Here is a 24641-nt window from a genome sequence, read left to right as displayed (position 1 = left end):
ACAGCCAAATCAGAGAAAGCGCCCGAGGAAGGCGGCAATGGCCGGATACAGTTCCTCGGCGTGAAAACGGGCCCGGTCGCCGAAGCCCGGCGGGTCCTGCGAGGGCGGAAACTGCGGGCTCACCCGCGCCGGCGGAAATGGACTCAGAAAGGAAAAATGCCCCGCATTGGCGACGACGCGGTAGTCCAGCCGACTGGCGTCGGGCAGCCCGCGCAGCACCTGCTCCACAAAAACGGGCGGGATGTGCTCGTCCTGCTCGCCCGCCAGCGCCAGCACCGGCAGGTGCACCCCGCCCAAACTGCCTTCGGCCATAAACCAGGGCAGCGCCGGCGCCAGCAGCACCAGCGCCCGCACCCGCGCATCGGCGGCGGGCACCGGAATGGGCTGGGGAGGTCCGTCGGCGGCGGTGCGCGGCACGCTCACGGGCCGGCCCCCAGCCAATGCCAAAGCCGAGTAGCCGCCCAGCGAATGGCCAATCAGCGCTACGGCATCAGGGCGTAGCACCGGAGCCAGGCGCGCGTCCTGCTGCAGGTGGTCGATGGTGAGCTGCAGGTGCCGAGGCCGGGCCTGCAGGTTCTGCGGGGTGTGGGCCCAGCTGTCGTCGTCGCGGTTGTTGTGCGGGTGCTCGGGCAGGGCCACCACGTAGCCGCGGCGGGCCAGCGCCAGGGCGAGGTTGCGGTGCACCAGCCCCGAGCTGCCGGTGCCGTGCGACACGAGCACCAGCGGCCACGGCCCGGGCTGCGGCGCCGCGTCGCGGGATACGTCGAGCTGGTACGGGCCGATGGGTTCGGGCTGGGCCGGGGCAGCGGTGGGGTAAAACACCGCCACCGGGAACGTCAGGCCGAGGGCGTCATCGGCCACCTGGGCCGCGCAATAGCCTACAAAGTCGCTCATCATACAAAGTGCTGAGCCGGCAAGTACGCTATTGCGCGGCCATTGCAGCCAGTCGGAACGCTAGAAGCCTGCCGGGTACGCCTCGCCCGCCGCCGCGGCGCCGACGGGCATGATGGCGTCAATGCCGGCCAGCTCGGCGGCGGTGAAAGCAATGGCGGCCGCGGCCACGTTCTGCTCCAGGTACGTGCGGCGCTTGGTGCCCGGAATGGCCACCACGCCCTGGGCCAGCACCCAGGCCAGGGCCAGTTGCGCGGCCGTCACGCCCTTGGCGGCGGCCAGTTGCTGCAGCTTTTCCACCAGGGCCAGGTTTTTATAGAAATTCTCGCCCTGGTAGCGCGGAAACAGGCGGCGCGAGTCGTCGGCCTCGAAGTCGTCGGGGCTTTTGATGTCGCCCGAGAGGAAGCCGCGGCCCAGGGGCGAGTAGGCCACGAAGCCGATGCCAAGCGCGCGGGCAGCCTGCAGGGCGCCGGTTTCCTCCACGCCGCGGTCGAACAGCGAGTACTCGGTTTGCAGGGCGGTGAGCGGGTGCACTTGGTGGGCCCGGCGCAGCAGGTCGGGCCCGACTTCGGAAAGGCCCAGGTAGCGCACCTTGCCTTCTTCCACGAACCGGCTCATCTCGCCCACCGTGTCTTCGATGGGCACCTGCGGGTCGGCCCGGTGCAGGTAGTAGAGGTCCACGTAGTCGGTGCCCAGGTTGCGCAGGGAACGTTCGAGGCTTTTGCGGGCGTAGGCGGGCTGCCCGTTGAGGCGGCCGGTGAACTGCTCCTGCTCGTCGACTTCAAAGCCGAACTTAGTGGCCAGGATGACCTCGGCGCGGCGGCCGGCAATGGCGCGGCCCAGCAGCCGCTCGTTGTGCATGGGCCCGTAGAGGTCGGCCGTGTCCAGCAGGTTCACGCCCAGCTCCAGGGCGCGGTGCAGGGTGCGCAGGCTTTCGGCCTCGTCGGCGGCGCCGTACACGCTCATGCCGCCCACGCCGCCGGTCATGCCCATGCAGCCCAGCCCTTCGACGGGCACTTGCAGGCCCTGGCTGCCCAGGGCTACTCGGTTGAGGGTATTCATTTGCAGAGAAATTACGGTGAATGATTACCCTGCAAAGGTGCCGCCCCGTCTGGGCCGCCGGCCTATACAAAACCCGGCTTGTGCAATACAAAACGCGGGTGTTGCGGCGACGCAAGGCGGCTTAATTGCTGAAGCACATGCGCTTCGGCGGAGCGACGCCGCCCGCACGCGCAGCTTCAGCGCCGGCCGCGACGCGAGGCGTCGTCGTTACGTTAGTGCTGCCAGTAGGCGTAGCGCCGCTCGGTTTTTAGCAGCAGCGTGCGGCCGTCCCAGGCGGTGTGCTTGAGCAGCAAGTGCGGGTACTGCTGGTCGAACCAGTACACGTTGTCCTTGCCGCGCTCCAGGCGCACGCTCACGCGCCAGGCCGGGCGCGGGGCCTCGCCGTCGGCGGCGCGGGCGGTGCGCACTTCGGCGCGGTAGCGCTTGGGCTCGGCGGCCTTGCTGGTTTGCTGGGTTTCGAGCACGTTCAGCTCAAACAGCGGCTCGTCGTTGAAGCGCAGGCTGCGCAGGGTGTAGGGCAAGGCATCTTCGAGCACCACATCCAAGGGCAGCGTGCGCTGCCCGGTGCCCTGCCCGTCCCAGTAGGAGTTGTAGCTCAGCTGGTACCCTTGCGACTGCTGGGTGAGGGCCTTGAACGTGTTGCCGCACCACTCCTGGGAAGAGCTGGTCATTTTGTGCAGCTGCAGCGGGTCCTCGCGCCGGAAAAACAGGGAGGTGAGGTAGTGGTAGGGGTAATTGTCGGTCGGAATCTGGCAGAACTCGTTGACCTTCATCACCGCAAACAGGTCCTCGCGCTGGTAATCGTCCGTTTTCACGTCGAAGGCCCGGTTAAAGTCCTCCTTCACCGTGATGATGGTCAGCTCGTAGGCCCGCGGCTGGTCGTAGACTACCCGCTGGGCCGCGTAAGTCGCCACTTCGGCCAGGCCGTCGTCCCAGCGCTTGTGCTGGGCCCAATGCACGTTGAAATACCGGTGCAGCGGCGTCAGCGCCTGTGGGTACTGGTCGGCGCCGGCCCGCTCGGTGGCCGGGTCCGACGGGCCGCAACCGGGGAGCAGCAAAGCCCCAAGCAGTGCCCCGGTGCAGAAGCGAAGGGCGAAACGAAAAGAACAAGCAAGCATACGCGGCGAAATAGCGGCGCAAGGTACGCGCCAGCCGTCAGCCCTGCGCCGCGGCTTGCCAGCGCTGCCAGTCCTCGGCCGTGTCCACGTCCTGCAGGGTGGGCAGCCGGGCCACGGTCAGGCGCTGCCGCTCGGCAATGGCCAGCGTGTCGCGCAGCACCGAGTCGGTGCTCCAACGGATGCCCTCGAACAGTGCCGGCTGCGGCTGGCCCAGGCCCAGCAGGTAGTAGCCGCCGTCGGCCGCCGGCCCGAGCACCACGTCGTGGTGGCGCAGCTGCTCGAAGGCCGTGGCCAGCAGTTCGGTGCGCAGGCCCGGGCAGTCGGTGCCGATGACGACCACGCGCCGGGCGCCTTGGGCAAAGGCCGCGGCAAAGGCGTGGGCCATGCGCTGGCCCAGGTCGGCCCCGACGGGCTGCAGCTGCTGGGCGGTGCCGGGCCAGAGCGGCCCCGCGGCCGGGGGCGGGGCGGCGGCCAGCCAGAGCGTGCGGGCGGCGGGCAGCGGGGCCACGGCCGCGCGGGTGTGCGCCAGCAGCTGCCGGTAGATGCTCAGGGCCGCTTCTTCGCCGAGGCCAGCGGCCAAACGGGTTTTCACCTTGCCCAGCTCGGGGTAGCGGGCGAAGATGAGCAGGTGCTCGTCGGACACGTCGGGTAATGTGCTAATGCGGTGGTGTGCTGCTGAGCTGAAATGAGCGGAGGTGCTGATGACAAAACGGCCATCAGCCCCCAGCTCCTTCCAACGCATCAGCACATTAGTTGTAGGCTTTTTCGCCGCGGGTAAGCCAGGCGCCCCACAGGGCCGAGTACGGGTGCACGCGCTGCGTCGGGCCGTGGGCGTCGACGAGCGGGCGGGCTTCGTTCGACCACTGGAAGAGGCCGCCGTAGAGGTTGCGCACGTCGCGGAAGCCTAGGGCCCGCAGCTGCTCGCCGATGCGCTCGGAGCGCACCCCCACCGAGCAGTACACCACCACCGGCTGCTCACGGGGCAAGTCGCGCACGGCAGCGGCCGTGAAGGCGTCGTAATCCACGAACCGGGCCCCGGCGAGGTGGCTTACGTTGTACTCCGCGGCGGTGCGCGTGTCGAGCAGCGCCAGGCCCGGCCGCTGCTGGCGCAGCTGCGCCAGCTCGGCGGCCGTCACGGTGGGCACCGTGTTCTTGTACATGGTCTTGAGCAGGGCCGCGTACGCCGGCGACACGTCCTGGGCGGGCGTTTTCGTCTGGGCCGAGCCGCAACCGGCCAGCGCCAGCAGGGCAGACCACATCAGCAAGAGTCGTTTCACGTTCATTGGTTAATGTGCTGATGTGCTGATGGTCATTCCAGCGCATGCAACACATCAGCACATCAAATGCTACATCGAGAGTTCCTTGGCCTTGTTCATCATCTGCACCCCGTGCACGAGCACCGCCCCGCCCTTGATGGCCGCGGCCACGTGCACGGCCTCCATCATCTGGGCTTCGTCGGCGCCCTTTTGCAGGGAGTCGGTGGTGTAAGCGTCGATGCAGTAGGGGCATTGCACGGCGTGGGCCACGGCCAGGGCAATCAGGGCTTTTTCGCGCTCCGAAAGGGCGCCTTCCTTGAAGACCTCTCCGTAGTAGTCGAAGAACTTGCGGCCCATGTCGGCCTGCCACTCGGTGATGTTGCCAAATTTGGCCAAGTCGGCCGGGTTGTAGTAGGTGCTCTTGTCCATAGTAAGGTCAACAAACGTAGCCGCGCGGAGTTCGGATTGGCGGCCGGGTGAAAAGGAAGGCGGCGGGAAGTTATGCCCGCCGGCGCACCCGAATGTGCACGTGCTCCCCGTCTTCGCGGGTGGTGGGCGTCACCTCGATGCGGTCGGCCTCGTCGAAGTACACGGCCAGGCCGCGCACGATGCCCACGGCCAGCGCGCCCATGCGCCGCTTCGACACGTACTCCACCACCACCTCGTCGGGGCCCACGCGGCGCACGTCGAGCACAGGCGGGGCGTTGTCTTCGTGCTCCTCGCGCACCCGCTTGTGCATCACCTGCTCGGTGTGCTCCAGCATTTCCAGGGTGCGCCAGCTCGGGTCCATGAGCTTCTGGTACATATACAGCAGGTCGGGCACGAGGTACTCGCCGAATTTTTCCTGCAGCTCGGCAGCCGGAATGCCGGTCATCGCGGCGGCATGGCCCACCAGGGCGTACATGTGCTCGTCGGGGTACACGTGCTTGTGGTCGAAGTCCAGGCCACTGATGCCGGCCGCTTCCACGAGGCGGATCCAGGCGCTGTGGTCGTACTGCGTCTGCACGTAGCGCTTGAGCAGGGTAAAGATGGTGCCGTGCATAAGGGGAAGAAAGCCCAAAAGTCCGGAGAAAATACAACACAACCGTACAAGTGCGCCCGGGCAGCGGTGAAAATACCGGCCCGCCCGGGCCGGTAGGCCGCGCGGGCGTGGGGCCCCGGCGCCGCTGGGGCCGGCGGGCGTGCTGCCCCGGCCGGATTTGCCGCTACCTTGTCGGCCCAACCGTTTCGTCTATGCCCCACTCCTACTCCCGCCTGCTGGGCTTGCTCGTTGTGGCCGGTGCGCTGAGCACCTCTGCCTGCCAGCGCCGCGCCGACTCCGACTCCGCCCAGGCCTCGCCCGCCGACATCGGCTTCGACCGCTACAAGGAGCGGTTTATCGACTCGCTCTGGTACTACAACCCCGGCTGGGCGTCCTCGCAGGGCTTTCACAAGTACGACGCCGTGCTCTTCATCCCGACGGCCGGGCGCCGGCAGGTGGAAAACCAAGCCGCCGCCCGCGGGCTCAAGGAGCTGCGGGGCTTTGCCTTCGACAGCCTCTCGCCCAACAACCAGACCGACTACCTGATGATGGTCAACCAGCTGCGGACCACGCGCTGGCAAAACGACACGCTGCGCGGCTGGGAGTGGAACCCGGCCCAGTACAACCTCTCCGAGCCGGTAGCCGAAATCCTGAACGGGCGCTACCAGCCGCTGGCCGCCCGCCTGCGCAGCATTTCCAGCAAAATCAACCGGGCCACGGAGTACTACGCCGCCGCCGAAAACAACCTGCGCAACCCCACCAAGGAGCACCTGGAACTGGCCATTCTGCAGAACCGCGGCGGCCTGGAGGTGTTCGGGCCGGCCCTGCTCGACTCCGTGAACCGCGCCGAGCTGCCCGCCCGCGAGAAAGACGAGCTGCGCGCCCGCATCGAAACCACTCGGCAGGCCATGCAGGAGTACGTGCACTTTCTGGACAAGGAGCTGCGGCCCCAGGCCCGGCGCAGCTTCCGCATCGGGCCCGAGCTGTTCGAGCAGAAATTCCGCTACGACATCGTGGCCAGCGCCTCGGCCGACGATGTGTTTCGCCGCGCCCAGGCCCACAAGCAGGAGTTGCTGCAAGACATGAACCGGCGCGCCACCCGCCTCTGGCCAAAGTATTTTGCCGGCCAGCCCCTGCCCGCCGACACGCTCGCCCGCATCCGGGAGGTGATTCGCAAACTCTCGGAGAAGCACGCCCCGCCGGCCGGCTTCGTGGCCGCGGTGCGCCAGCAGATTCCGCAGCTCGTGCAGTTCGTCGACGCCAAGAAGCTGCTCACCCAGGACCCCACCAAGCCGCTAGTGGTGCGCGAAACGCCGCTGTACATGCGCGGCTCGGGTGCGGGCGCCTCCGTCTCGGCCCCGGGGCCCTACGACAAGGGCGCCGACACCTATTACAACGTGGAGCCGCTGGACGGGCAGCCCGCCGCCCAGGCCGAAAGCTACCTGCGCGAGTACAACGACTATACCCTGCAGATTCTCAACATCCACGAAGCCATTCCGGGCCACTACACCCAGCTCGTGTACGCCAACCGCTCGCCCAGCATCATCAAAGCAGTGCTCGGCAACGGAGCCATGATCGAGGGTTGGGCCGTGTACGCCGAGCGCATGATGCTGGAAAGCGGCTACGCCGGTGGCTCCGACGAAATCTGGCTGATGTGGGACAAGTGGAACATGCGCGTGACGCTCAACACCATCCTCGACCACCTCGTGCAGACGGGCACCATCGCCGAGCCCCAGGCCGTGCAGCTGCTCATGCGCGACGGCTTTCAGGAGGAGGCGGAAGCGCGCAACAAGTGGCGCCGCGCCACGCTCAGCCAGGTGCAGCTCAGCTCCTACTTCACCGGCTACAGCGAAATCATGGCCCTGCGCGACGAGCTGAAGCAAAAACAAGGCAAGTCCTTCGACTTGAAAAACTTCAACGAGCAGTTTCTCAGCTACGGCAGCGCCCCGGTGAAGTACATCCGCCGGATGATGCTACGCTAAGGCCGCCGGCTTCCAACGGGCGCCCCGGGTTAGGTCGTTGCCGGCCTGGCCCGGGGCGTTTGGATTTATCCGGTTTTGAGCCGCGGGCCGGCGGTTTTCGTACAAGCGGGCATCTTGGCTCCGCCCGCTGCTTTACCCTCGCCCGCCCCCATGAAAGACGCCAACCGCCAGCGCGTACACGACACCGACGACGAAGGCCTCCGCCATTACACCCACGACCACCTGAAGGTCTTCGCCAAGTTCACCTCCGCGAATTGCGCCGTCTGCGAGCTGCTGGCCCCGCCCTTCGCCCAGTTTGCCGATGACCCGGCCTACGAACCCATTCTGTTTCTGCGCCTGAATTCCGACCAGAACCCGGTAGCCAAAAAGCTGATGCAGCAGAAAGTGGCCCCGTTCTTCGTGAGCTACTGCCAGGGCCAGCTGCTGGAGTGCGACGCACTGACCACCGAAGCCGACGTGCGGCAGATGCTCGACCGTCTGCGGGCTTTCGTACCGCTCCGGGCGTAAGGCGGAGGCGCTGCGGCGTCCGCGCCCGCGGGGCCGGCCGCCAACCAAATGGCGCCGCGGCGTAGCTTTGCGGCCGTGTTTTTCCTGCTCTCCAAACTCCTCGACTTTCTGCTGCTGCCGGCCCTGTGGCTGCTCGGGCTGCTGCTGGCCGCTTTGCTCACGCGCCGCCCGGCCCGCCGCCGCACCTTGCTGCTGGTCGTGCTCGGGCTGTTTCTGCTCGGTACCAACAACGCCCTCGTCAACGAAGCCCTGCTGGCCTGGGAGCTGCCGCCGGTGGGGCTGCGCCGGCTCGGCGGCCCCCACGACGCGGGCGTGCTGCTCACCGGCATCGGCGACGGGCGCAAGTCGCCGCACGACCGGGTGTACCTGGGCCGCGGCGCCGACCGCCTCACCAACGCCCTGTGGCTGTACCGGGCCGGCCGCATCCGGCGCATCATCATTTCGGGGGGTTCGGGGCTGCTCGAGGGCGCGCGCGGCCGCACCGAGGCGCGCGAGCTGTACGTGCTCCTGCGCTTGGCCGACGTGCCGGCCCGCGACATTTGGCTGGAAGAGCGCAGCCGCAACACCCGCGAAAACGCCCTCTACACCAAGGAGCTGCTGGCCCACCACCCCGACGTGAAGTCGCTGGTGCTCATCACCTCCGCCTTTCACCAGCGCCGGGCCCTGGGCTGCTTTCAGCGCGTGGGCCTGCACCCGACACCCTTTCCGGCCGGCTTCGTCACCACCGACCGCAGCGCCGCGCCCAGCTACTGGCTGATACCCGACGCCGATGCGCTCAGCCGCTGGAGCCTGCTGCTGCACGAACTCAGCGGCTACGTGGTGTACCGGGTGCTGGGCTACGCCTGAGCCGGTGCGTGAGGCCGAGCGGGCAACACCCCAGAACGTTACGCTCCACGTGGCGTCCGCTTTCCGCCGCGGCGGAAAGCCAAGCCTCGCTACTGCTTCGTTGACCGGCATTCAACCAGCTTGACCTGACGGCCTGGAGGAACAAGCGAAATTTGGCTTCGCCTTCCGCCGCGGCGACAAGCAGCCGTCAGCTCAAGTCTCTAGATAGTTCAAAGCGACTTTTCTCTAGGGTGTGTGGACAGTAACTCAAAAGAGCACTCCAATGCTTTTTAGAACGTCATGCTGAGCCCCGCGAAGCAGCTCTACCGGACAACGAAGCGGTATAGTTGCTTCGCGGGGCTCAGCATGACGTTCTTTTTGCTTACTGTCCACAGACCCTAACACAATTACTCCACTTTCTTGCCCTCGGCCTGGGGGGCCGGCGCCACCCACACCGACTTCTGGTTCACAAACTCGCGGATGCCCAGGTAGCTCAGCTCCCGGCCGTAGCCCGACTTCTTCACCCCGCCAAACGGCATTTCGGGCGAGGACTTCACCAAGGCGTTGACGAACACCGCCCCGGCCTCGATGCGCCGGGCCAGCGCCTCGCCGCGGCGCACGTCCCGGGTCCAGATGGCGGCGCCCAGCCCGAAGCGCGAGTCGTTGGCCAAGCGGATGGCGTCGTCGGAGTCCTTGGCTTCGAGCACCAGGGCCACCGGGCCGAACAGTTCCTCGTGGTAAGCGCGCTGCCCGGGCTTCACGTTCGACAGAATCATGGGCCGAAACAGCGCCGTGCCCGGCGCCGACTGCCCGCCGAACAGCTCCACCTTGGCGCCGGCCTGCACCGAGTCGTTGACCTGCTCGGTCAGCTCGTCGGCCAAATCGGGGCGGGCCAATGGGCCGTACTGGGTGGTTTCCAGCAGCGGGTCGCCGGTGCGCAGGGCCAGCAGGTGGGTTTTCATCTGGCTGATAAACTCCTTCACGACGGGCTTCTCCACGATGAAGCGCTTGGCGGCAATGCAGCTCTGCCCGGCGTTGATCATGCGGGCCTGGGCGGCGGTTTTGGCCGCCAGCGCCAGGTCGGCGTCGGCCAGCACGATGAAGGCGTCGGAGCCGCCGAGCTCCAGCACGGTTTTCTTGATCTGCGCGCCGGCCGTGGCGGCTACCTGCGCCCCGGCCGGCTCGGAGCCGGTGAGCGTGACGGCCCGCACCCGGTCGTCTTCGATGAGCTTGCCGACGAGGTCGGAGCCGATGAGCAGGGAGCGGAAAGTGGCCGGCGGAAAGCCCGCGTCGTGGAAAATCTTTTCCAGCGCCAGGGCGCACTGCGGCACGTTGGACGCGTGCTTGAGCAGGCCCACGTTGCCGGCCATCAGCGCGGGCGCGGCAAAGCGCACCACCTGCCAGAAGGGAAAATTCCACGGCATCACGGCCAGCACCACGCCCAGCGGCTCGTGGCTGATAAAGGAGTGCCGCGCCTCGGTCTTGATTTCTTCGTCGGCCAGAAATTGCTCGGCGTGCTCGGCGTAGTAGTCGCAGCACAGGGCGCATTTCTGCGCTTCGGCCCGGCCGTCGACGACGGGTTTGCCCATTTCCAGGGCCATGAGGCGGGCCAGCTCGTCGGCCCGCTCGCGCAGCAGCGCGGCGGCGCGGCGCATCAGGCGGGCGCGCTCGGCAAAGGAGCTGAGGCGCCACGCAGCGGCGGCGCGGTGGCTCTGGGCCAGGATTCGTTCGACTTTCGACCAGGCAAATGGGCGGAAGCGGCGCAACAAGCGGCCGGTATACGGGTTGTAGGATTCGATGGGCATGGGCAAAAGTGCAAATCGGAGTGCAACGGCAACCCCGGAAGTACGTACGCGGAAAGCGCGCGGCTGCTTCCTATAACCGACTCTTTGCTCTCCGGGTTGGCCGCCCTGCCCTTGCCGTCTGCGTTTTGTCCTTACTTTTGACCGGCCCCGGCCCGCACCCACTCCGGCGCGGCGGCGGCCCTACTTCCCACACCGTGACCAGTTTGCTACCCGAGTCGCCCCCCGCCGCCGAACAGCAACTCGTAGCCCGGCTGCGCGCCCAGGACGAGGCCGCCATGACGGAGTTCTACGACAATTACTCGGCCGCGCTCTACGGCGTCATTCTGCGCATCGTGCGCCGCGAGGAAGACGCCGAAGACGTGCTGCAGGAGGCGATGGTGAAAATCTGGCATTCGTTTCAGAGCTACGACGCCTCGAAAGGGCGCTTGTTTACGTGGGTGCTGAACGTGTGCCGAAATTTAGCCATCGACAAAATCCGCTCCCGCCAGTACCGCGTAAGTTCTCACAGCCAGCCACTGGACGAGAGTCCTGCCGAGCGCCAACCCGCCGTCGATTCCTTCCGGCCCGAGCACATCGGGCTGCAGGAGCTTACGCGCCAATTGAACCCCGAGCAGCGCCAAATTGTCGACTTGCTGTATTTCGAAGGCTACACCCAGAGCGAGGTAGCCGAAGAGTTGAACATGCCCTTAGGTACAGTGAAAACCCGCGCCCGCGCCGCCATCAAAGTCCTCTCCACCCTGATCCGATAACCTGAGCTGTGAACATCGAGGAATACATCGAATCGGGCCAACTTGAGCTGTACGCGCTGCAGCAGCTTTCCCCGGCCGAGGCGGCCGAGGTGGAGCGGCTGGCCGCGGAACACCCGGCCATCCGGGCGGAGCTGACCACCGTGCAGCGCGCCCTGGGCCTTTACGCCGAAGCCCACGCCGTGACGCCGCCCGCCGATATGCGCGAACGGGTGCTCGGCAACTTCCAGCAAGCCATTCGCCCGCAAGCACCGGCCGCCGCGGCGGCTCCCGAACCCGCCCCGCGCTACGAAGCTCCGGGCCCCGAAGCCGTGGTGCGCACCCTGCCCGCCCCCGAACCCGCCGGCAACGGCTTCCGCTGGCTGGCCATTGCCGCCTCGGTGGCCCTGCTGCTGAGCCTGGGCGCCAACTGGCTGTTCTATAGCCGCTGGCAGCAATCCGAAAACCAGCTGGTGCTGGCCCAGGCCGAGCAGGCCCGCTACGCCGCCGCCACCCAAGCCGTGGAGAAAAGCCTGGCCGCCCGCACCCAGGAAATCGGGGTGCTGCGCGACGAGCAGTTCCGCATGGTGGTGATGACCGGCACGCCCCAGGCGCCCGGCGCCCGCGCCCGGGTGATGTACAACCCCGTCAGCCGCCGCGTGTACGTGGACGTGAAGAGCCTGCCGCCCGCGCCCGCCGGCAAGCAGTACCAGCTCTGGGCCATGGACCGCGGCAAACCCCTGGATGCCGGCATGCTGGCGCAAACCACCGCCACCGGCGACAGTCTGCAGCGCATGAAGGACATTCCCAGCGCCCAGGCCTTTGCCGTGACCCTGGAAGACGCCGGCGGCCACCCCACCCCCACGCTGGCCGCGCTGACGGTGATGGGCCAGATGAACTAAGCCCCACCTTTACATACCCAAAGCCGGGCCGCTGCATGCAGTGGCCCGGCTTTTTTATTCTCATCGGCTCACTGCCAACGGCTGAGTGCCCCTGCCCCGGCTATGCCGTGCGCGCCCTTCCTCACCCGAGAAAACAACGTCGTGTCAATCATGTCGTCCTACTAGCGAGGAGGGCAACAGCCGGGTAGCGCCCTAGCCCGAACGCGGCAGAAATACCCCGCGGGCGTCCTAGCCCGTATGCGGCGGGAATACTCCGCAAGCGTCATTGCTCGAACACGGCACAAACCCGACCCGCCGCTACGTCGATTGGCCACCCCGCCGGTCCTCTCGAACGGCCCAACCAGGCCGTCATGTCGAGCTTGTCGAGACATCTCGCGTGCTGACGCCAGATAGTATCTTACCCGCATGAGCTATGTCGTCTATATACTCAGCAATCCGGCCCGTACGGTGCTTTACATCGGCGTGACCAATGATTTAGAGCGGCGTCTATACGAGCACGGCCAAGGGCTGGGTGATGCTGGCAAGTTTACCGGCCGCTACCAATGCAACTTGTTGGTGTACTTTGAAAGTAGCCCGGATGCTGCGCAAGCTATTGCCCGGGAGAAGCAGCTCAAGAATTGGCGCCGGACCAAGAAGGAATGGCTGATTGGCACGTTGAATCCAAGCTGGGAACCAATCGACCCGCGTACTTGGAAAGGGTAAGATACTATCTGGCGTCAGCACGCGAGATGTCTCGACAAGCTCGACATGACGGCCTGGTTGGGCCGTTCGAGAGGACCGGCGGGGTGGCCGCCGCCTTTGGGCAAAGTTGCACGCGGGTGTTACTGCCGCGCGGGCCAGAGCTTTCTAACGGCACCATCCACGCACACACCGGTCTCAGCGTGTGGCCGTTTCACCGCCCAGCGCGGCGGCCTGCTGCACCAGCTGCCGAAACTCGGCCTGGGCCCCGTCGGTGTCCGGCCCGTTCGCGCTGCGGGCCAGCTCGGCGGTGCTGGCCCAGCTGGCTTCGCCGCGGTGCTGCGAACCGCGCAGCAGCAGCCCGAACTGCGCCACCGCGGCCGCCCAGCGCAGGTTGTCTGAAGCCTGGGCAATGGGTTCGTCGAAGCGGGTGCCGCGCACAGGCAGGGTCAGCAGCTTGCTCGGGCTGCCCTGCGGCTCTTGGTAGCGCAGCTTCACGGTGAGCAGCTCCTGGCAGCCGCCGGCCGCGGAGGGGCTGACCGGGGTCTGGTACTTCAGCGGGTCAACGGCGGGGCGGCCGGCGGTGGCGGGTGCGCCCACGGGCACCACTTCGTAGAGGGCCGTAACCTGCTGGCCCGCGCCCAGCTCGCCGGCGTCTTTGCGGTCATCGTTGAAGTCCTCGGCGGCCAGCAGGCGGTTTTCGTAGCCCAGCAGGCGGTACTCGCGCACCAGCGTGGGGTTGAACTCCACCTGCACTTTCACGTCCTTGGCCAGGGTGAACAAGGTGCCGCCGAACTGCTGCACCAGCACCCGCCGGGCCTCGCCCAGCTGGTAGATGTAGGCGTAGTTGCCGTTGCCCTTATCGGCCAGCAGCTCCATTTTGCTGTCCTGCAGGTTGCCTTCGCCAAAGCCCAGCACCGACAAAAACACGCCCGATCCGCGCTCCTGGGTAATCAGCCGCTCCATGTCGGCGTCGCTTTGCTCGCCCACGTTGAAGTCGCCGTCGGTAGCGAGGATGATGCGGTTGTTGCCGCCGGGCCGGCGGTGCTCCTGCGCAAGCTGGTAGGCCAGCCGCAGCCCCTCGCCGCCGGCCGTGGAGCCACCGGCCTCCAGCCCGTCGAGGGCACGCAGAATGGCTTCGGGCGCGGCACCGGAAGTGGGCGGCAGCACCACGCCCGCGGCGCCGGCGTACACCACGATGCTCACGTAATCCTGGGGCCGCAGCCGCTCCTGCACCAGCAGCCGCAACGACTCTTTCAGCAGGGGCAGCTTCTGCGGCTCGTTCATCGAGCCCGACACGTCGAGCAGAAACACCAGGTTGGCCGGCGGCAGGTGTTCCGCCGCCACTTCCTTGCCCTGCACCCCCACCAGAACCAGCTGGTGGGCGGGGTTCCAGGGGCAGGCGGCCACCTCGGCGTTGAGCGAGGCCGGGCCGGTGCGGGGCTGCGGGTACTGGTACGGGAAGTAATTCACCAGCTCCTCTAGCCGCACCGCGTCGGGCGGGGGCAGCTGCCGGTTCTGGGTGAGGAAGCGGCGCACGTTGGCGTAGCTGGCCCGGTCCACGTCGATGGCGAAGGTGCTCAGCGGGTTGTGCCGGGCGTCGAGGAAGGCGTTTTCGTGCACCACGGCGTAATTCTCGCGGCGAGCCGGGGCCGTATCGGCAGTACCCGGTAAGGCGGGTGCTTCAGCGTTGGCATCGGCCGCAGCCTCGCGGCTCAGCCCGTACGCCGCGGGCACCTCTTGTTTTTCGGTGGAGTATTGCTGGCTGCAGGCAGACAATAGCGCAGCCGCCAGCAGCAGCCCCCGCAGGGGCCGCAAGCGGTTCAGAGTCATAACAGTACAGTCTTGGTGGGATGGATGCACCCGGGCCGTAGCGCCCCGCCGATCCGCCCCGCCGCAACTCGCGACCTTGCGTGGGGGCGGTGCGCCGGCCGCTGGGTTTTCTTCGCGACGAAAACCTGCGGCGGCAGCTGTGGGGCGGCCGGCACTCAGAGTACCGGCCCGCGGGTAAAGCCCAAGGCACCAGCGGCGCCCTTGGTGCTTTACATACCGGCGGGGCGCGGGAAGTAACCCGCCCCTGCCCCTAAACTTTCCCGCCCCCATCCTTTTCAAGCCGCGCATCAAGCGAAGCCGGGGACGTGAGCCTCCCAACAATCGTCCGGCTCCCCCTCTCCTTTTCGGAGAGGGGGCCGGGGGGTGAGGCGCGCGGCAGCGCACCACCAAACGACCGAAGCCAGGGCGAAATGGCGCTTAATCAGGCCAAATCCTTCTATCTTCCGCCCCCCATTGCCTAGCCTCAATTACCCGTGACTTACCCCGAGTTTGAAGCCCGCTGGCGCCCGGCCGGCGGGGCCGAGCGCGCCAACTACGGCCTGTTCCTGCAAGACCTCTGCGACCTGCTGGGCGTGCTCCGCCCCGACCCCACCACCGACAATCCGCAGCAGGACCAATACGTGCTCGAGCGCGCCGTGGAGTTCCGCGACGGCAGCAAGAAGAGCACCGGCCGCATCGACCTCTACAAGCGCGGTTGCTTTATCTTCGAAACCAAGCAGGGCACCGACACCCCCGACCAGCAGCAGAAGTCGGAGCGGGCCGAGCTGGGCCTGCCCGCCGAAAAGCGCCGCAAAGGCCACGCCGTGCGCGGCTCCGTGAAGTGGGAGCAGATGATGCACGCCGCCCGCCAGCAGGGTTTATTTAGTTTAGCCGCTTAAAATTTGATCCTCCCTCATTCCCAAAACCGACACTACAGCTATGACTTGGCTTGAATACATTGTAAAGGCTTTTGATAATCTAGGCGGCTTAGCTTCTTACACTGATTTGTATGAAGAGATTGAGCGTATCAGACCTGAACCCCTCTCTCCTCAATGGAAAGCCACAGTCCGTCGCACTATTGAGACGCATTCGTCTCATTCTGCGAATCATGGTCCAGGACAGCCAGACCTTTTTTATTCGGTAGAAGGCTTGGGTAAAGGCATATGGGCATTAAGAAACTATCAGCAATTTGATACACCTGCTTCTGATGTAGCGGAGCCTGAATCGAAGTATGCCATTCAGGTGACGTTACGAGTCATTAGAGACAGCACCCTTGCTCACGAACTAAAGCGTTTATACCAATACCGGTGTCAAATTTGCGAGCATAGTATCGTCTTGAATACAAAGGAACGCTACGCGGAAGGGCACCATATTAAACCTTTAGGAAACCCTCACGGCGGTCCTGATATCACTGCTAACATGATTGTTTTATGCCCTAATCATCACGCTGAACTTGATTTTGGAGCGCGTCAATTATTCCAAGCTGATTTAAAAATTGTAAAGCATTCTATTTCTCAGTTATACCTTGATTACCATAACTATGAAATCTATCCATATCGATAAAGATTATTTCGATTACCCTGATTTCCCCGCAGCCACCCACGACCTGCCCGATGCCGAGCTGCTCCAGCGCCTCGTGCGCCTCAACCACGAGCGCGCCCGCGAGGAAGCCACCGGCCTCGTGCGCTACCTGCGCCCCGCCTACCAGGCCCCGAGCAGCAGGTCATTACGCTGACCACGCCCACCCGGCAGGCTATTGAGGCCAAGTTGGCCGCTGACCAGCCCGTCACCCAACCCCCGCCTTTCCCCGCCGAGCTGGCCCAGCAGATGCAAGCCCTGCGCGACGCCCTCCAGCAGGCCGCCCAGCCCCTCAGCGCCGCCCAGGTAGCCGCCCGCTTCAAGCGCCTCAAGCCCGAGAAAGTGCAGCCCCTGCTCGATACGCTGGCCACCCTCAGCCTTATCCGCCAAACCCCCGAAGGGCTATTCAGCGCCTGATTCTTCCTATGAGACTTAATCCTACTTCGTCGGCTGCCCCTCTTCGGCGCCTGCTGCTCGTGCTGCTACTGCTTCTATCTATGTTGAGCTCGGCCCAGAATGCGGCCCCAGCTTGGTCGGACGCCGTCAGCCTGGGCCTCACTTCCCCCAGCCCCTACCGCTCGGTGTACGATGCGGCCGGCAACCTGTACGTGGCTGGTATCTTCACCACCACCACCTCGGTGGGCGGCACGGTCCTCCCCAACCAAGGCGGCAACGACGGCTACGTGGCCAAATTTACGCCCACCGGCGCGCTGGATTGGGTGGTCCCGTTTAGTACCCCTGGCAATGAGGGGGTCTACGCGGTTGCCGTTGACGCGGCTGGCAACGTGTTCGTCACTGGCCATTTCACCAACGCCATTGCCCTGGGCAATGGCGTGACGCTCAGCAACTCCAGTGGAACCAGCAGCCGGCTGTTTGTGGTGCGCTTCTCGCCCCAGGGTATTGCCCAGTGGGCGCAGCAGAGCAGTGCTAGCGGCGTGTCGGCCCAGGCCATTGGACTCGACGCCACCGGGAGCGTCTACGTGTCAGGATTGTACACTTCGACCCTGACCATCGGTCCCACCTCTATCACGTACCCGGCCGGCAGCACGCCGCTAATAGGCGTATTTCTGGCCCGTGTGTCGGCCGCGACCGGCGCAGTTCAGTCCCTTTCCCACGCTTTTCACCTCGAACGGCTGAGCAGCACCGGCACGGTTACCTGGTACACACCTGGCATAGCCGTGACGCCAGCCGGCGAAGTCGTCTTGCACAACGTCTTCAACCAGCGGGCCGTGTTCAGCGGCGCTACCCTCACGCCCACCGGCCTGAACGATGTGCTCGTCGCCAGATTCGACGCGCAGGGCGCCTTCCAGTGGGCCCGGCAAGGCGGCGGCACCGGCGAAGACCGCATCTACAGCGCTCAGGTCGACGCGGTCGGCAACGTGTACGCGGCGGGCTTTTTCAACGGCTCCGCTAGCTTCGACGCGGCGAGCCTGCCCGGCAGCGGCGGCCTCGACGGCTTCCTGGTCAAATACTCACCCCAGGGCGCACTGCAATGGGTCCGCACCATCGGTAGCCCCGGCCCCGATGCTTACAACTACGTAGCCCTCGACAACGCCGACAACCCCTACACGGTCGGTAACCTGGGTGGCCCGGCCCAGGTGGGTAGCTTATCCCTTACCACCACCGGCGGCGCTGACGTGCTGCTGGCGGCCTACACGCCCCAGGGCCAGGTACGCTGGGTGCAGCAGGCCGGCGGCCCCGGCACCGACTCCGGCCACCAGCTCAGCTTCGCTGCCAACGGCGACGCCCTGGTGTTTGGCACCTTCGAGCAAACCTGCGCCTTCGGCCCGCTGAGCCTGTCCACTTCCACCCCTCCAGGCTACTTCAAGTCCCGCCTCGCCGGCGCCGCGTTGCCCACGCGCGCCGCCACCGCTACCCAGCCCCTCGCCCTCTATCCCTCGCCCGCCACTGACCAGCTGCACCTGCCCGTCCTGCCCGCCGGCACCCGCGTGCAGCTGCTCGACGCGCTAGGCCGCGTCGCCCGCACCGCAACCGTGGCCGCCGGCGCTATTTCCGTGCGCGGCCTGCCCGCCGGCCTCTACTCCCTGCGCGCCGCCGACGCTCATGGGCGCGCCTACCGCGGCCGCGTAGTGGTCGAGTAAGCCCGCCGTAGAAACGTAGCCTTGCGTCTCCTCGTCCGCACCGCCTAGTGCCGTTCAGGCGTCAACCGTTCCACCGGGACAACCCATTGCACGCCTTCACAGCGGGCTGCCTGCCCAAATCGACCTCACCTCCCACGCAAAACGCCGCCCGGCAGTGCCGGGCGGCGTTTTGCATTTTTCAACAGTGCTCCGTTCGGAGCGAGTAAAGGGTGGCTATACGGTGCCTATACGGAAACTGCCCCCACCAGCCTGAGCCGGCAGCAACAGGTAATTAAACAAAACCGTGAAGTCCGGCACCTACAGTGTACGCGTGTCGGTGGTCAGGTTGCCCGGCTTGTCGGTGGCCCGAATGGTGATTTTGTCACCCGCCAGCGAGGCATTGTTGGCGGTAGCCGTAAACACCCAGTCCAGCCCGTTGGCCTGCCGCACGGCCTCCGTTTCCTCCACTAAGGAGCCATCGGCGTTTTCGATGCGCAGCTTCACGCCCGTTACCTTAAAGTTGTCGGTCACCCGCCCGCTGATGGTGCCACCCGCCCGCCCCTCGTAAGCGCTTAGGTCGATGGTGTGAATATCGGGCGCCTGCATGAAGTCGGCCACGGCAATGGCGTACGCGTTGCCGCTGTTTTCGCCGCGCGCCGCTTCGTACTCAGCTTTGCTCGCCGGATCGGCCAGTTGAGCCTTGGCGTAAAGCGCTGCCATTTGAAACCGCTTCTGGTGCGCCAGCTGCCGGCTCGTCGGCGCCTTGTCCGACTCCTTCGGCGCGGTCGACACGATGGTTTGTCCGCCGACTTGCCGGAAGACCAGCGTGCCGCCGATGGTGCCGCTCAGGCCCTGGGTAATGATGTTGTTGGATACTCGTGCCATACCTTGTGGCAGTAAAGAAGTTAGGGTTAGGAATGGGCGTAAGCTATTCGTTTATCATAGCCGAGCTATATAGCGCCGCGTCCTATTTTGGGCCAAACCCGGCCGCTGCCTCTCCTTTTTTGGGACAGCCGGCTGCTCGGCCCCTACTGCCGACTTGCGCCCCGCTCCACCCGCTGGTGCGCGCCTATTCGCGTCTGCCCGCCGAACCTGTCGCGGCCCCGACAACAGCTGGTGCGCCCCCCTGCGGCGCTGCCGGCCAGCGGCCAGCGCGGTTAGCCAAACTTGACGGGCAATGTTCAGTTCAGGGCGCAGCATACGCTGCTGTCACGCCCCGGTGCGCAAGCGGCCGGCCCAGGCGCCGCCGGCGGGGCTGGCCTGGTAAAAAAGCCGCCCCAGCGCCCACCGAGTACTGTTGGCGCGTCGTACTTTCGTCCCTTACGGATTGCTATTCTTCTCCTCGTTCGATGTACACCTTTACTGCTGCCCGGTGCCTGACCGGTTGGGCCCTGCTGCTCGCCGCCCTGGCTGCCTCTCCCTCCCTGGCTCAAACCACCACGGCACCCGCTTGGGGCGGCGCCAGCCAGATTGGCCCCGGCCCCATTTACGTGACCCGGTCCGCCGTCGACGCCGCCGGCAACACCTACCAGGTCAGCACCTTCACCAATGCCCTCACGCTCGGCGGCACCAGCCTAACCAGCGTGGGCAACACCGATGCCTACCTGGCCAAGTTTACTGCCAGCGGCACCCTGGCCTGGATCCGCCAGCTGGGCTCGGCCGGCTTCGAGGCCGGCAACGACCTGGTGCTCGATGCGGCCGGCAACGTCTACATCACCGGCAACTACACCAATGCCATCAGCCTGGGCAACGGCCTGAGCCTGACCGACGGCGGGGGCACCTCCAACAAGCTGTTCGTGGTGCGCTACTCGCCCCAGGGCACGCCCGAGTGGGCCCAGCAAAGCCAGCTCACCACCACCGGCTCAACGGCCGTCGGCAGCGGTATCGGGCTGGACGCGGCGGGCAACGTGCACGTGGCGGGCTACTTCGGCCGCAACGTGAGCATCGGCAGCAGCTCGGTCAGCACGACCACCTTCCAGCCCGGCAACTTCCTGGCGCGCTTCGCCGGAGGCACCGGCACGCTGCTGTCGCTGGTCAAAGCCTTTGAGTACGGCCCGTCCACCGGCACCGCGACGTACACGTACCCGGTGCTGGCCGTGGCCCCCACCGGCGAAGACTACCTGCTGAACCACGCCAACCAGCCGGCCATTTTTGGCGGAACCACCTACTCCAGCCGCGGCGGCAACGACGTGCTGGTGGCCCGCTATTCCGCCCAAGGCGCCCTGGAATGGGTGCAGCAGGCGGGCGGGGCGGCCGATGACCGCATGCGCCGCGCCCGCACCGACGCCGCCGGCAACCTGTACATTGCCGGCTACTTCACCGGCCCCGCCCAGTTCGGCACCACCACCCTGCCCGGTGCCGGCGACTACGACGGCTTCCTGCTCAAGTACTCATCCCAGGGCGTAATGCAGTGGGTGCAACCCGGCGGCGGCCCGGGCTCCGACGGCTTCGGCGACGTGGTGCTCGACGCGGCCGGCAACGCCTACGTCACCGGCAATTTCGACGGCACCGCCCAGTACGGCCCCGCCACGCTCACCAGCGCCGGCAGCCGCGACGCCACGGTGGCCGCCTACACCCCCCAGGGCCAGTTGCGCTGGGTACAGCAAGCCGGCGGCACTGGCTTCGACGTGGCCTACGACCTAGGCTTCGACGGCGCCGGTTACCTGCGCGTCGTGGGCCGCTTCGAGGGTACCTGCGTCTTCGGCCCCGCCACGCTCACGGTTGCCACCGGCTCCGAGCTGTTTTTGGCCCGCCTCGGCACCACCCCGCTGGCGGTCCGCCCGGCCGTGGCGGCCCAAGCGCTGGCCTTCTACCCCAACCCCGCCCACGACCAAGTGCAGCTGCCCGGCTTGCCGGCCGGCAGCGCGGTGCAGCTGGTAGACGCGCTGGGCCGGGTAGCCCGCGCCACCCGCGTGGCCGCCGGCGCCGTGTCGGTGCAAGGCCTGCCCGCCGGCCTCTACACCCTGCGCGCCACCGACGCACAAAGCCGCCCCGTCAGCGGCCGCGTGCTGGTGCAGTAACCCGCCGGTTTTGTTCATTTCCGAAAGCCACTCCCGCGCCGGGGTGGCTTTCGTGTTTTCTCCGGCCGGTGGCCGCGCGCTGGCTTGCCAGAAGTGCCCCGGCCCGCCACCCGACGCTACCCCGCTGCGCCCGGCGCCGCTTTGCGGCCGGCAGCTCGTAAGTTTACGCTCTGCTTGTTTGTGCCTCGTATCTATGATTTTCTCGGCTACGCTCCGGACGGCTCTTGCCGGCTTGCTACTGTTTTTACTTGTTCCCGGCCGCTGGGCCGGGGCGCAGTCGGTGCCGGCTTGGCTGGGCGCCGGCAGCGTGGGCAGCGCCAGCCGGTCGAGCTGCCTCGTTGATGCCGCCGGCAACACCTACGTGAGCGGCACTTTCTACGCGCCGGCGGTCATTGGCACGAGCAGCTACACCCCGGTCGGCGGCAACGACGGCTACCTGGTCAAGTACACGCTCGCCGGGGCGGTGGAATGGCTTTTCCGGCTCAGCAGCGCCGGCTCTGAAACGCTGCGGGGCCTGGCTCAGGACGCCGCCGGCAACCTGTACGTCTGCGGCTCGACCACCGGCTCGGTGACGCTGGGCAACGGCTTGGTGGCCAGCGGTGAGTTTTTGCTGCGCCTCTCGCCCCAGGGCACGCCCCAGTGGGTGCAACCCCTAGGGGCCTCGGGCTACCAGGTGGGCACCGACGCCGCCGGCCACGTATTCGTGGTGGGCATGTACCGCAACACCCTGACCCTGGCCGGCACGACCCTGAACATCCCGGCCGGCAACAACCTCAGCAGCGCGCCCTACCTGGCCCGCTTCGACGCCGCCACCGGGGCGCCGCAGCGCCTGACCGCGGCTGGCTATTACCCCAGCTTCACCGGCCAGGCCTCGCTCTTTACCTCGGGGCTGGCCGTGTCGCCGGCCGGCGACGCGTACGTGCTGACCGTCTTCGGCGAGCGGCTGGTGGTCGGTACCGACACCCTGGTGAGCCGCGGCAGCAACGACGGGCTCATCGTCAAGTTCAACGCCCAGGGCACCCGCGAATGGATGCAGCAATTGGGCGGCTCCTTGACCGACCACCTCTACCAGGCCGCTACCGACGCGGCCGGCAACCTGTACGCGGCCGGGGCCTTTATGCAGGCGGGCACGGTGGGCGGCACCGCCATCAGCAGCGCCGGCGGCTACGACGGCTTCCTGGCCAAGTTCAGCCCGGACGGCGCGCTGCAGTGGGTGCGCACCGGCGGCGGCCCCAGCCTGGATATGTGGTACGGCCTGAGCGTCGACGCGGCGGGCAATGCCTACCTGGCCGGTACTTTCTTCGGCACGGCCAGCCACGGCGGCGGCAGCGTCAGCAGCGCCGGCGACAGCGACGCCGTTGTGGCCGCGTACTCGCCCCAGGGCCAGCTCGGCTGGGTGCAGCGCGCCGGCGGCAGCGCCGCCGACGATGCCTTCTACGCGGGCGTCGATGCCCAGGGCCGCGCCCACGTGTACGGCTCTTTGCGCGGCCCCGCCACGTTCGGCCCCGCCACCGTCACGCCCACGCTGCTCTCGTCCACGGTGTTCAGCGAAAACTACCTGGCGCACCTGGGCTCCGCGGCGCTGGCGGCCCGGCCGTCGGCAGCCCACCAGCCCCTGCTTTTGTATCCCAACCCGGCCCACGAGGCGGTGCGCCTTGTCGGCTTGCCGGCCGGCACCCCGGTGCAGTTCATCGACGCGCGGGGCCGGGTGGCGCGCGAGGCGCAGGCGGGCGGCGAGGTGTCGGTGCGCGGCCTGCCCGCCGGCCTCTACACCCTGCGCGCCCGCGACGCCCACGGGCGCAGTTACAGCGGGCGGGTAGCGGTGGAGTAGCCCCCCGTTGCGGAAGCAGCTGCTCATCCGCGGCCCCCCTTGGCCCCATCAGCTACCTTTCTTCCTGACCAGCCTAATGCCCGTAGCGCCGCTGCTCCGGGCGCTTATCAGCCAGCACCAAGCCGGCTCAGTCCGGCACTTCAGCCCGCTTGGGCGTGACGGCGCCAAGCCTGGGGCCCGATGCCAATAGCGTCGGGCCTCGGCTGTTTCTGCTCCGTTCCTCGGCTGCGGGTGGCGGCGACGTTGCGGCCCGCCCATCGGCGCTGGCGCCCGTTCCGTCGAATAAGACGGGGGATTCGTCGCTTATGCATTTGGCTATATATAGACGAGCTATTTTTACAAGTCAATTGCCCCTGATTCCCCCTACTTGATGACAAACTTCTCCGCTCTATTTCGGGCCAGCCTCTGCGGCCTGGCCCTGCTGCCCGCGGCCGCCCTGGCCCAAACCCCCGACACCCTTCTGGCGGTTTACAGCACCGCGTCGAGCCCCAAACCCAGCCGCTTGAGCGTGCACAAAAACGGCGCCTTGCTAGCTGGCGGCGAGTTCAACGGCGGGTTCAACGGCGGTATTCCCGCCGAGGGCTCCGGCACCCGCCTGCTCTGGTACCCCGACAAAGCCGCGTTCCGCGCCGGCTACATCAACGGCACCCAGTGGGACGACGCTAACGTTGGCTCCTACTCCAATGCCTTGGGGTACAACAGCCGGGCCTCGGGCGACTATTCCTTCGCCGCCGGCAAGGACGTCGTGGCGGCTAACGTGGGGACGGTGGCCTTGGGCGAGTTCTGCACAGCTGTCGGGGCTAACTCAGTGGCGCTAGGTTACTACGCCAACACCCGCACCAGCGCCGGCTCGCCGCGCTTGGGCACCTTCGTGTTTTCGGACCGCTCGGTGCCTGACGACGGCGACTGGCTGAGCGATGAGTCCTTCAACGCCGAAACCACCAACGCCGCCCACTGGCGCGTCACCAACGGCTTCCGCATTTACACGTCCTCCGACCGGAGCACCGGCATCATTTTTCAGTCCGGCACGCAGACGGCGGGCAACACGCCCTCCTGGTACCAGGCCAACGCGGTGATTTCCTCTCACACCGGCGCTTACCTGAGCAGCGGTGGGGTGTGGACCAGCGTATCGGACCGCCACAAGAAGCACTTGTTCGAGGCCGTGTCGGGCGAGGAGGTACTGCGCCGCCTGCGCCAGGTGCCCATCACGCGCTGGAGCTACAAGGCCGAAACCGGCAACGTGCGCCACCTCGGCCCCATGGCCCAGGACTTCCGCCGCGCCTTCGGCCTGGGCCCCGACAGCGTCAGCATCGGCTCGGTCGACGCCGACGGGGTGGCCCTGGCCGGCGTGCAGGCCCTCGACGCCCGCACCCGCGCCCTGCAAGCCGAAAACGCCCAGCTGCGCGCCCGCCTGGCCGCCCTGGAGCAAGTGGCTACCCACCCCAGCGCCGCCGGGTTGCCCCTCAATACCACCCTGCTGGCCCTTGGCGCCGGCCTGCTGGCCGTGCTGTTGCTGCGCCGCCGCCCCACCACGTAGGCTTCCCAGC

General features: G+C 66.8%; 24 protein-coding genes. 14 read left to right on the top strand and 10 right to left on the bottom strand.

The annotated features are described in order from the left end of the window. Positions 1 to 9: 9 nt before the first annotated feature. The 7 genes from LJ737_RS06360 to LJ737_RS06330 form a co-directional block, all read right to left on the bottom strand. Entirely contained in the window at positions 10 to 897 is an 888-nt protein-coding gene (locus tag LJ737_RS06360) for an alpha/beta hydrolase family protein (RefSeq protein ID WP_227763812.1), read from the bottom strand. A 57-nt stretch (positions 898 to 954) separates the two neighbouring features. Then, positions 955 to 1953, bottom strand: coding sequence for an aldo/keto reductase (locus LJ737_RS06355; protein WP_227763809.1), 999 nt, complete (start codon positions 1951 to 1953; stop codon positions 955 to 957). Positions 1954 to 2165: 212 nt separating this feature from the next. Further along, complete coding sequence (locus LJ737_RS06350; protein WP_227763808.1) at positions 2166 to 3011, bottom strand: hypothetical protein; 846 nt, start codon at positions 3009 to 3011, stop codon at positions 2166 to 2168. 97 nt (positions 3012 to 3108) lie between these two features. After that, positions 3109 to 3813, bottom strand: a complete 705-nt coding sequence (locus LJ737_RS06345; RefSeq protein WP_227763806.1) for a TIGR04282 family arsenosugar biosynthesis glycosyltransferase — start codon at positions 3811 to 3813, stop codon at positions 3109 to 3111. 7 nt (positions 3814 to 3820) lie between these two features. After that, entirely contained in the window at positions 3821 to 4354 is a 534-nt protein-coding gene (locus LJ737_RS06340; RefSeq protein ID WP_227763804.1) for a rhodanese-like domain-containing protein, read from the bottom strand. A gap of 63 nt (positions 4355 to 4417) precedes the next feature. Beyond that, positions 4418 to 4756 carry an arsenosugar biosynthesis-associated peroxidase-like protein gene (locus LJ737_RS06335; RefSeq protein WP_227763802.1) on the bottom strand — a complete coding sequence of 113 codons (339 nt, stop codon included), beginning with the start codon at positions 4754 to 4756 and terminating at the stop codon, positions 4418 to 4420. Positions 4757 to 4826: 70 nt separating this feature from the next. Continuing rightward, positions 4827 to 5369 carry a heme NO-binding domain-containing protein gene (locus LJ737_RS06330; protein WP_227763800.1) on the bottom strand — a complete coding sequence of 181 codons (543 nt, stop codon included), beginning with the start codon at positions 5367 to 5369 and terminating at the stop codon, positions 4827 to 4829. 191 nt (positions 5370 to 5560) lie between these two features. On the opposite strand from LJ737_RS06330, the gene LJ737_RS06325 reads away from it, so the two are divergent. The 3 genes from LJ737_RS06325 to LJ737_RS06315 all read left to right on the top strand — a co-directional run bounded on the left by LJ737_RS06325 (position 5561) and on the right by LJ737_RS06315 (position 8683). Next, positions 5561 to 7330 (top strand): DUF885 domain-containing protein, encoded by a 1770-nt coding sequence (locus LJ737_RS06325; protein WP_227763797.1) that lies wholly within the window; start codon positions 5561 to 5563, stop codon positions 7328 to 7330. A 150-nt stretch (positions 7331 to 7480) separates the two neighbouring features. Continuing rightward, entirely contained in the window at positions 7481 to 7837 is a 357-nt protein-coding gene (locus tag LJ737_RS06320) for a thioredoxin family protein (protein WP_227763795.1), read from the top strand. Positions 7838 to 7912: 75 nt separating this feature from the next. After that, positions 7913 to 8683 carry a YdcF family protein gene (locus LJ737_RS06315; RefSeq protein WP_227763793.1) on the top strand — a complete coding sequence of 257 codons (771 nt, stop codon included), beginning with the start codon at positions 7913 to 7915 and terminating at the stop codon, positions 8681 to 8683. Positions 8684 to 9069: 386 nt separating this feature from the next. On the opposite strand, the gene LJ737_RS06310 is transcribed toward LJ737_RS06315, so the two are convergent. Then, entirely contained in the window at positions 9070 to 10467 is a 1398-nt protein-coding gene (locus tag LJ737_RS06310; RefSeq protein WP_227763791.1) for an NAD-dependent succinate-semialdehyde dehydrogenase, read from the bottom strand. Between the two features lie 194 nt (positions 10468 to 10661). On the opposite strand from LJ737_RS06310, the gene LJ737_RS06305 reads away from it, so the two are divergent. The 3 genes from LJ737_RS06305 (at position 10662) to LJ737_RS06295 (ending at position 12796) form a co-directional block, all read left to right on the top strand. Then, on the top strand, positions 10662 to 11216 hold the full coding sequence (locus LJ737_RS06305) for an RNA polymerase sigma factor (RefSeq protein WP_317206645.1): 555 nt from the start codon (positions 10662 to 10664) through the stop codon (positions 11214 to 11216). Between the two features lie 8 nt (positions 11217 to 11224). Continuing rightward, positions 11225 to 12094: an anti-sigma factor gene (locus tag LJ737_RS06300; RefSeq protein ID WP_227763788.1), complete on the top strand. Its 870-nt coding sequence runs from the start codon at positions 11225 to 11227 to the stop codon at positions 12092 to 12094. 405 nt (positions 12095 to 12499) lie between these two features. Further along, a complete protein-coding gene (locus LJ737_RS06295) occupies positions 12500 to 12796 on the top strand; it encodes a GIY-YIG nuclease family protein (protein ID WP_227763786.1) in 297 nt (98 codons plus the stop codon). Positions 12797 to 12970: 174 nt separating this feature from the next. On the opposite strand, the gene LJ737_RS06290 is transcribed toward LJ737_RS06295, so the two are convergent. Beyond that, positions 12971 to 14605 (bottom strand): vWA domain-containing protein, encoded by a 1635-nt coding sequence (locus LJ737_RS06290; RefSeq protein WP_227763784.1) that lies wholly within the window; start codon positions 14603 to 14605, stop codon positions 12971 to 12973. A 473-nt stretch (positions 14606 to 15078) separates the two neighbouring features. Here LJ737_RS06290 and LJ737_RS06285 point away from each other — a divergent pair, with 473 nt between their 5' ends. The 5 genes from LJ737_RS06285 to LJ737_RS06265 all read left to right on the top strand — a co-directional run bounded on the left by LJ737_RS06285 (position 15079) and on the right by LJ737_RS06265 (position 18264). Continuing rightward, complete coding sequence (locus tag LJ737_RS06285; RefSeq protein ID WP_227763782.1) at positions 15079 to 15483, top strand: type IIL restriction-modification enzyme MmeI; 405 nt, start codon at positions 15079 to 15081, stop codon at positions 15481 to 15483. A 40-nt stretch (positions 15484 to 15523) separates the two neighbouring features. Then, positions 15524 to 16147 carry an HNH endonuclease gene (locus LJ737_RS06280; protein WP_227763780.1) on the top strand — a complete coding sequence of 208 codons (624 nt, stop codon included), beginning with the start codon at positions 15524 to 15526 and terminating at the stop codon, positions 16145 to 16147. Beyond that, positions 16125 to 16319 carry a hypothetical protein gene (locus LJ737_RS06275; RefSeq protein WP_227763778.1) on the top strand — a complete coding sequence of 65 codons (195 nt, stop codon included), beginning with the start codon at positions 16125 to 16127 and terminating at the stop codon, positions 16317 to 16319. The genes LJ737_RS06280 and LJ737_RS06275 overlap by 23 nt, the downstream gene beginning before the upstream one ends. Positions 16320 to 16351: 32 nt before the next feature. Continuing rightward, positions 16352 to 16579 (top strand): methyltransferase family protein, encoded by a 228-nt coding sequence (locus LJ737_RS06270; protein WP_227763776.1) that lies wholly within the window; start codon positions 16352 to 16354, stop codon positions 16577 to 16579. A gap of 80 nt (positions 16580 to 16659) precedes the next feature. Next, on the top strand, positions 16660 to 18264 hold the full coding sequence (locus LJ737_RS06265) for a T9SS type A sorting domain-containing protein (protein WP_227763774.1): 1605 nt from the start codon (positions 16660 to 16662) through the stop codon (positions 18262 to 18264). 297 nt (positions 18265 to 18561) lie between these two features. Here LJ737_RS06265 and LJ737_RS06260 read toward each other — a convergent pair whose 3' ends face one another. Continuing rightward, a complete protein-coding gene (locus LJ737_RS06260; RefSeq protein ID WP_227763771.1) occupies positions 18562 to 19128 on the bottom strand; it encodes a hypothetical protein in 567 nt (188 codons plus the stop codon). A gap of 464 nt (positions 19129 to 19592) precedes the next feature. On the opposite strand from LJ737_RS06260, the gene LJ737_RS06255 reads away from it, so the two are divergent. From LJ737_RS06255 to LJ737_RS06245, 3 genes are all read left to right on the top strand, one after another. Then, the gene (locus LJ737_RS06255) at positions 19593 to 21263 is read left to right on the top strand and encodes a T9SS type A sorting domain-containing protein (RefSeq protein WP_227763769.1); all 1671 of its coding nucleotides are present in this window, start codon (positions 19593 to 19595) and stop codon (positions 21261 to 21263) included. Positions 21264 to 21495: 232 nt separating this feature from the next. Further along, on the top strand, positions 21496 to 23094 hold the full coding sequence (locus LJ737_RS06250) for a hypothetical protein (RefSeq protein WP_227763768.1): 1599 nt from the start codon (positions 21496 to 21498) through the stop codon (positions 23092 to 23094). 370 nt (positions 23095 to 23464) lie between these two features. Next, positions 23465 to 24631 (top strand): tail fiber domain-containing protein, encoded by a 1167-nt coding sequence (locus tag LJ737_RS06245; protein WP_227763767.1) that lies wholly within the window; start codon positions 23465 to 23467, stop codon positions 24629 to 24631. Positions 24632 to 24641 lie beyond the last annotated feature (10 nt).

It is taken from the genome of Hymenobacter sp. 15J16-1T3B, assembly GCF_020711235.1.
Lineage (GTDB): Bacteria > Bacteroidota > Bacteroidia > Cytophagales > Hymenobacteraceae > Solirubrum.
This window is presented reverse-complemented; position numbering and strand designations above follow the sequence as displayed.

Coding starts and splice junctions, on each gene's coding strand:
- LJ737_RS06325 (WP_227763797.1), top strand. CDS start 5,561: ATGCCCCACTCCTACTCCCGCCTGCTGGGCTTGCTCGTTGTGGCCGGT.
- LJ737_RS06295 (WP_227763786.1), top strand. CDS start 12,500: ATGAGCTATGTCGTCTATATACTCAGCAATCCGGCCCGTACGGTGCTT.
- LJ737_RS06265 (WP_227763774.1), top strand. CDS start 16,660: ATGTTGAGCTCGGCCCAGAATGCGGCCCCAGCTTGGTCGGACGCCGTC.
- LJ737_RS06310 (WP_227763791.1), bottom strand. CDS start 10,467: ATGCCCATCGAATCCTACAACCCGTATACCGGCCGCTTGTTGCGCCGC.
- LJ737_RS06275 (WP_227763778.1), top strand. CDS start 16,125: ATGAAATCTATCCATATCGATAAAGATTATTTCGATTACCCTGATTTC.
- LJ737_RS06330 (WP_227763800.1), bottom strand. CDS start 5,369: ATGCACGGCACCATCTTTACCCTGCTCAAGCGCTACGTGCAGACGCAG.
- LJ737_RS06320 (WP_227763795.1), top strand. CDS start 7,481: ATGAAAGACGCCAACCGCCAGCGCGTACACGACACCGACGACGAAGGC.
- LJ737_RS06290 (WP_227763784.1), bottom strand. CDS start 14,605: ATGACTCTGAACCGCTTGCGGCCCCTGCGGGGGCTGCTGCTGGCGGCT.
- LJ737_RS06335 (WP_227763802.1), bottom strand. CDS start 4,756: ATGGACAAGAGCACCTACTACAACCCGGCCGACTTGGCCAAATTTGGC.
- LJ737_RS06245 (WP_227763767.1), top strand. CDS start 23,465: ATGACAAACTTCTCCGCTCTATTTCGGGCCAGCCTCTGCGGCCTGGCC.
- LJ737_RS06360 (WP_227763812.1), bottom strand. CDS start 897: ATGATGAGCGACTTTGTAGGCTATTGCGCGGCCCAGGTGGCCGATGAC.
- LJ737_RS06340 (WP_227763804.1), bottom strand. CDS start 4,354: ATGAACGTGAAACGACTCTTGCTGATGTGGTCTGCCCTGCTGGCGCTG.
- LJ737_RS06255 (WP_227763769.1), top strand. CDS start 19,593: ATGTACACCTTTACTGCTGCCCGGTGCCTGACCGGTTGGGCCCTGCTG.
- LJ737_RS06260 (WP_227763771.1), bottom strand. CDS start 19,128: ATGGCACGAGTATCCAACAACATCATTACCCAGGGCCTGAGCGGCACC.
- LJ737_RS06355 (WP_227763809.1), bottom strand. CDS start 1,953: ATGAATACCCTCAACCGAGTAGCCCTGGGCAGCCAGGGCCTGCAAGTG.
- LJ737_RS06280 (WP_227763780.1), top strand. CDS start 15,524: ATGACTTGGCTTGAATACATTGTAAAGGCTTTTGATAATCTAGGCGGC.
- LJ737_RS06345 (WP_227763806.1), bottom strand. CDS start 3,813: ATGCGTTGGAAGGAGCTGGGGGCTGATGGCCGTTTTGTCATCAGCACC.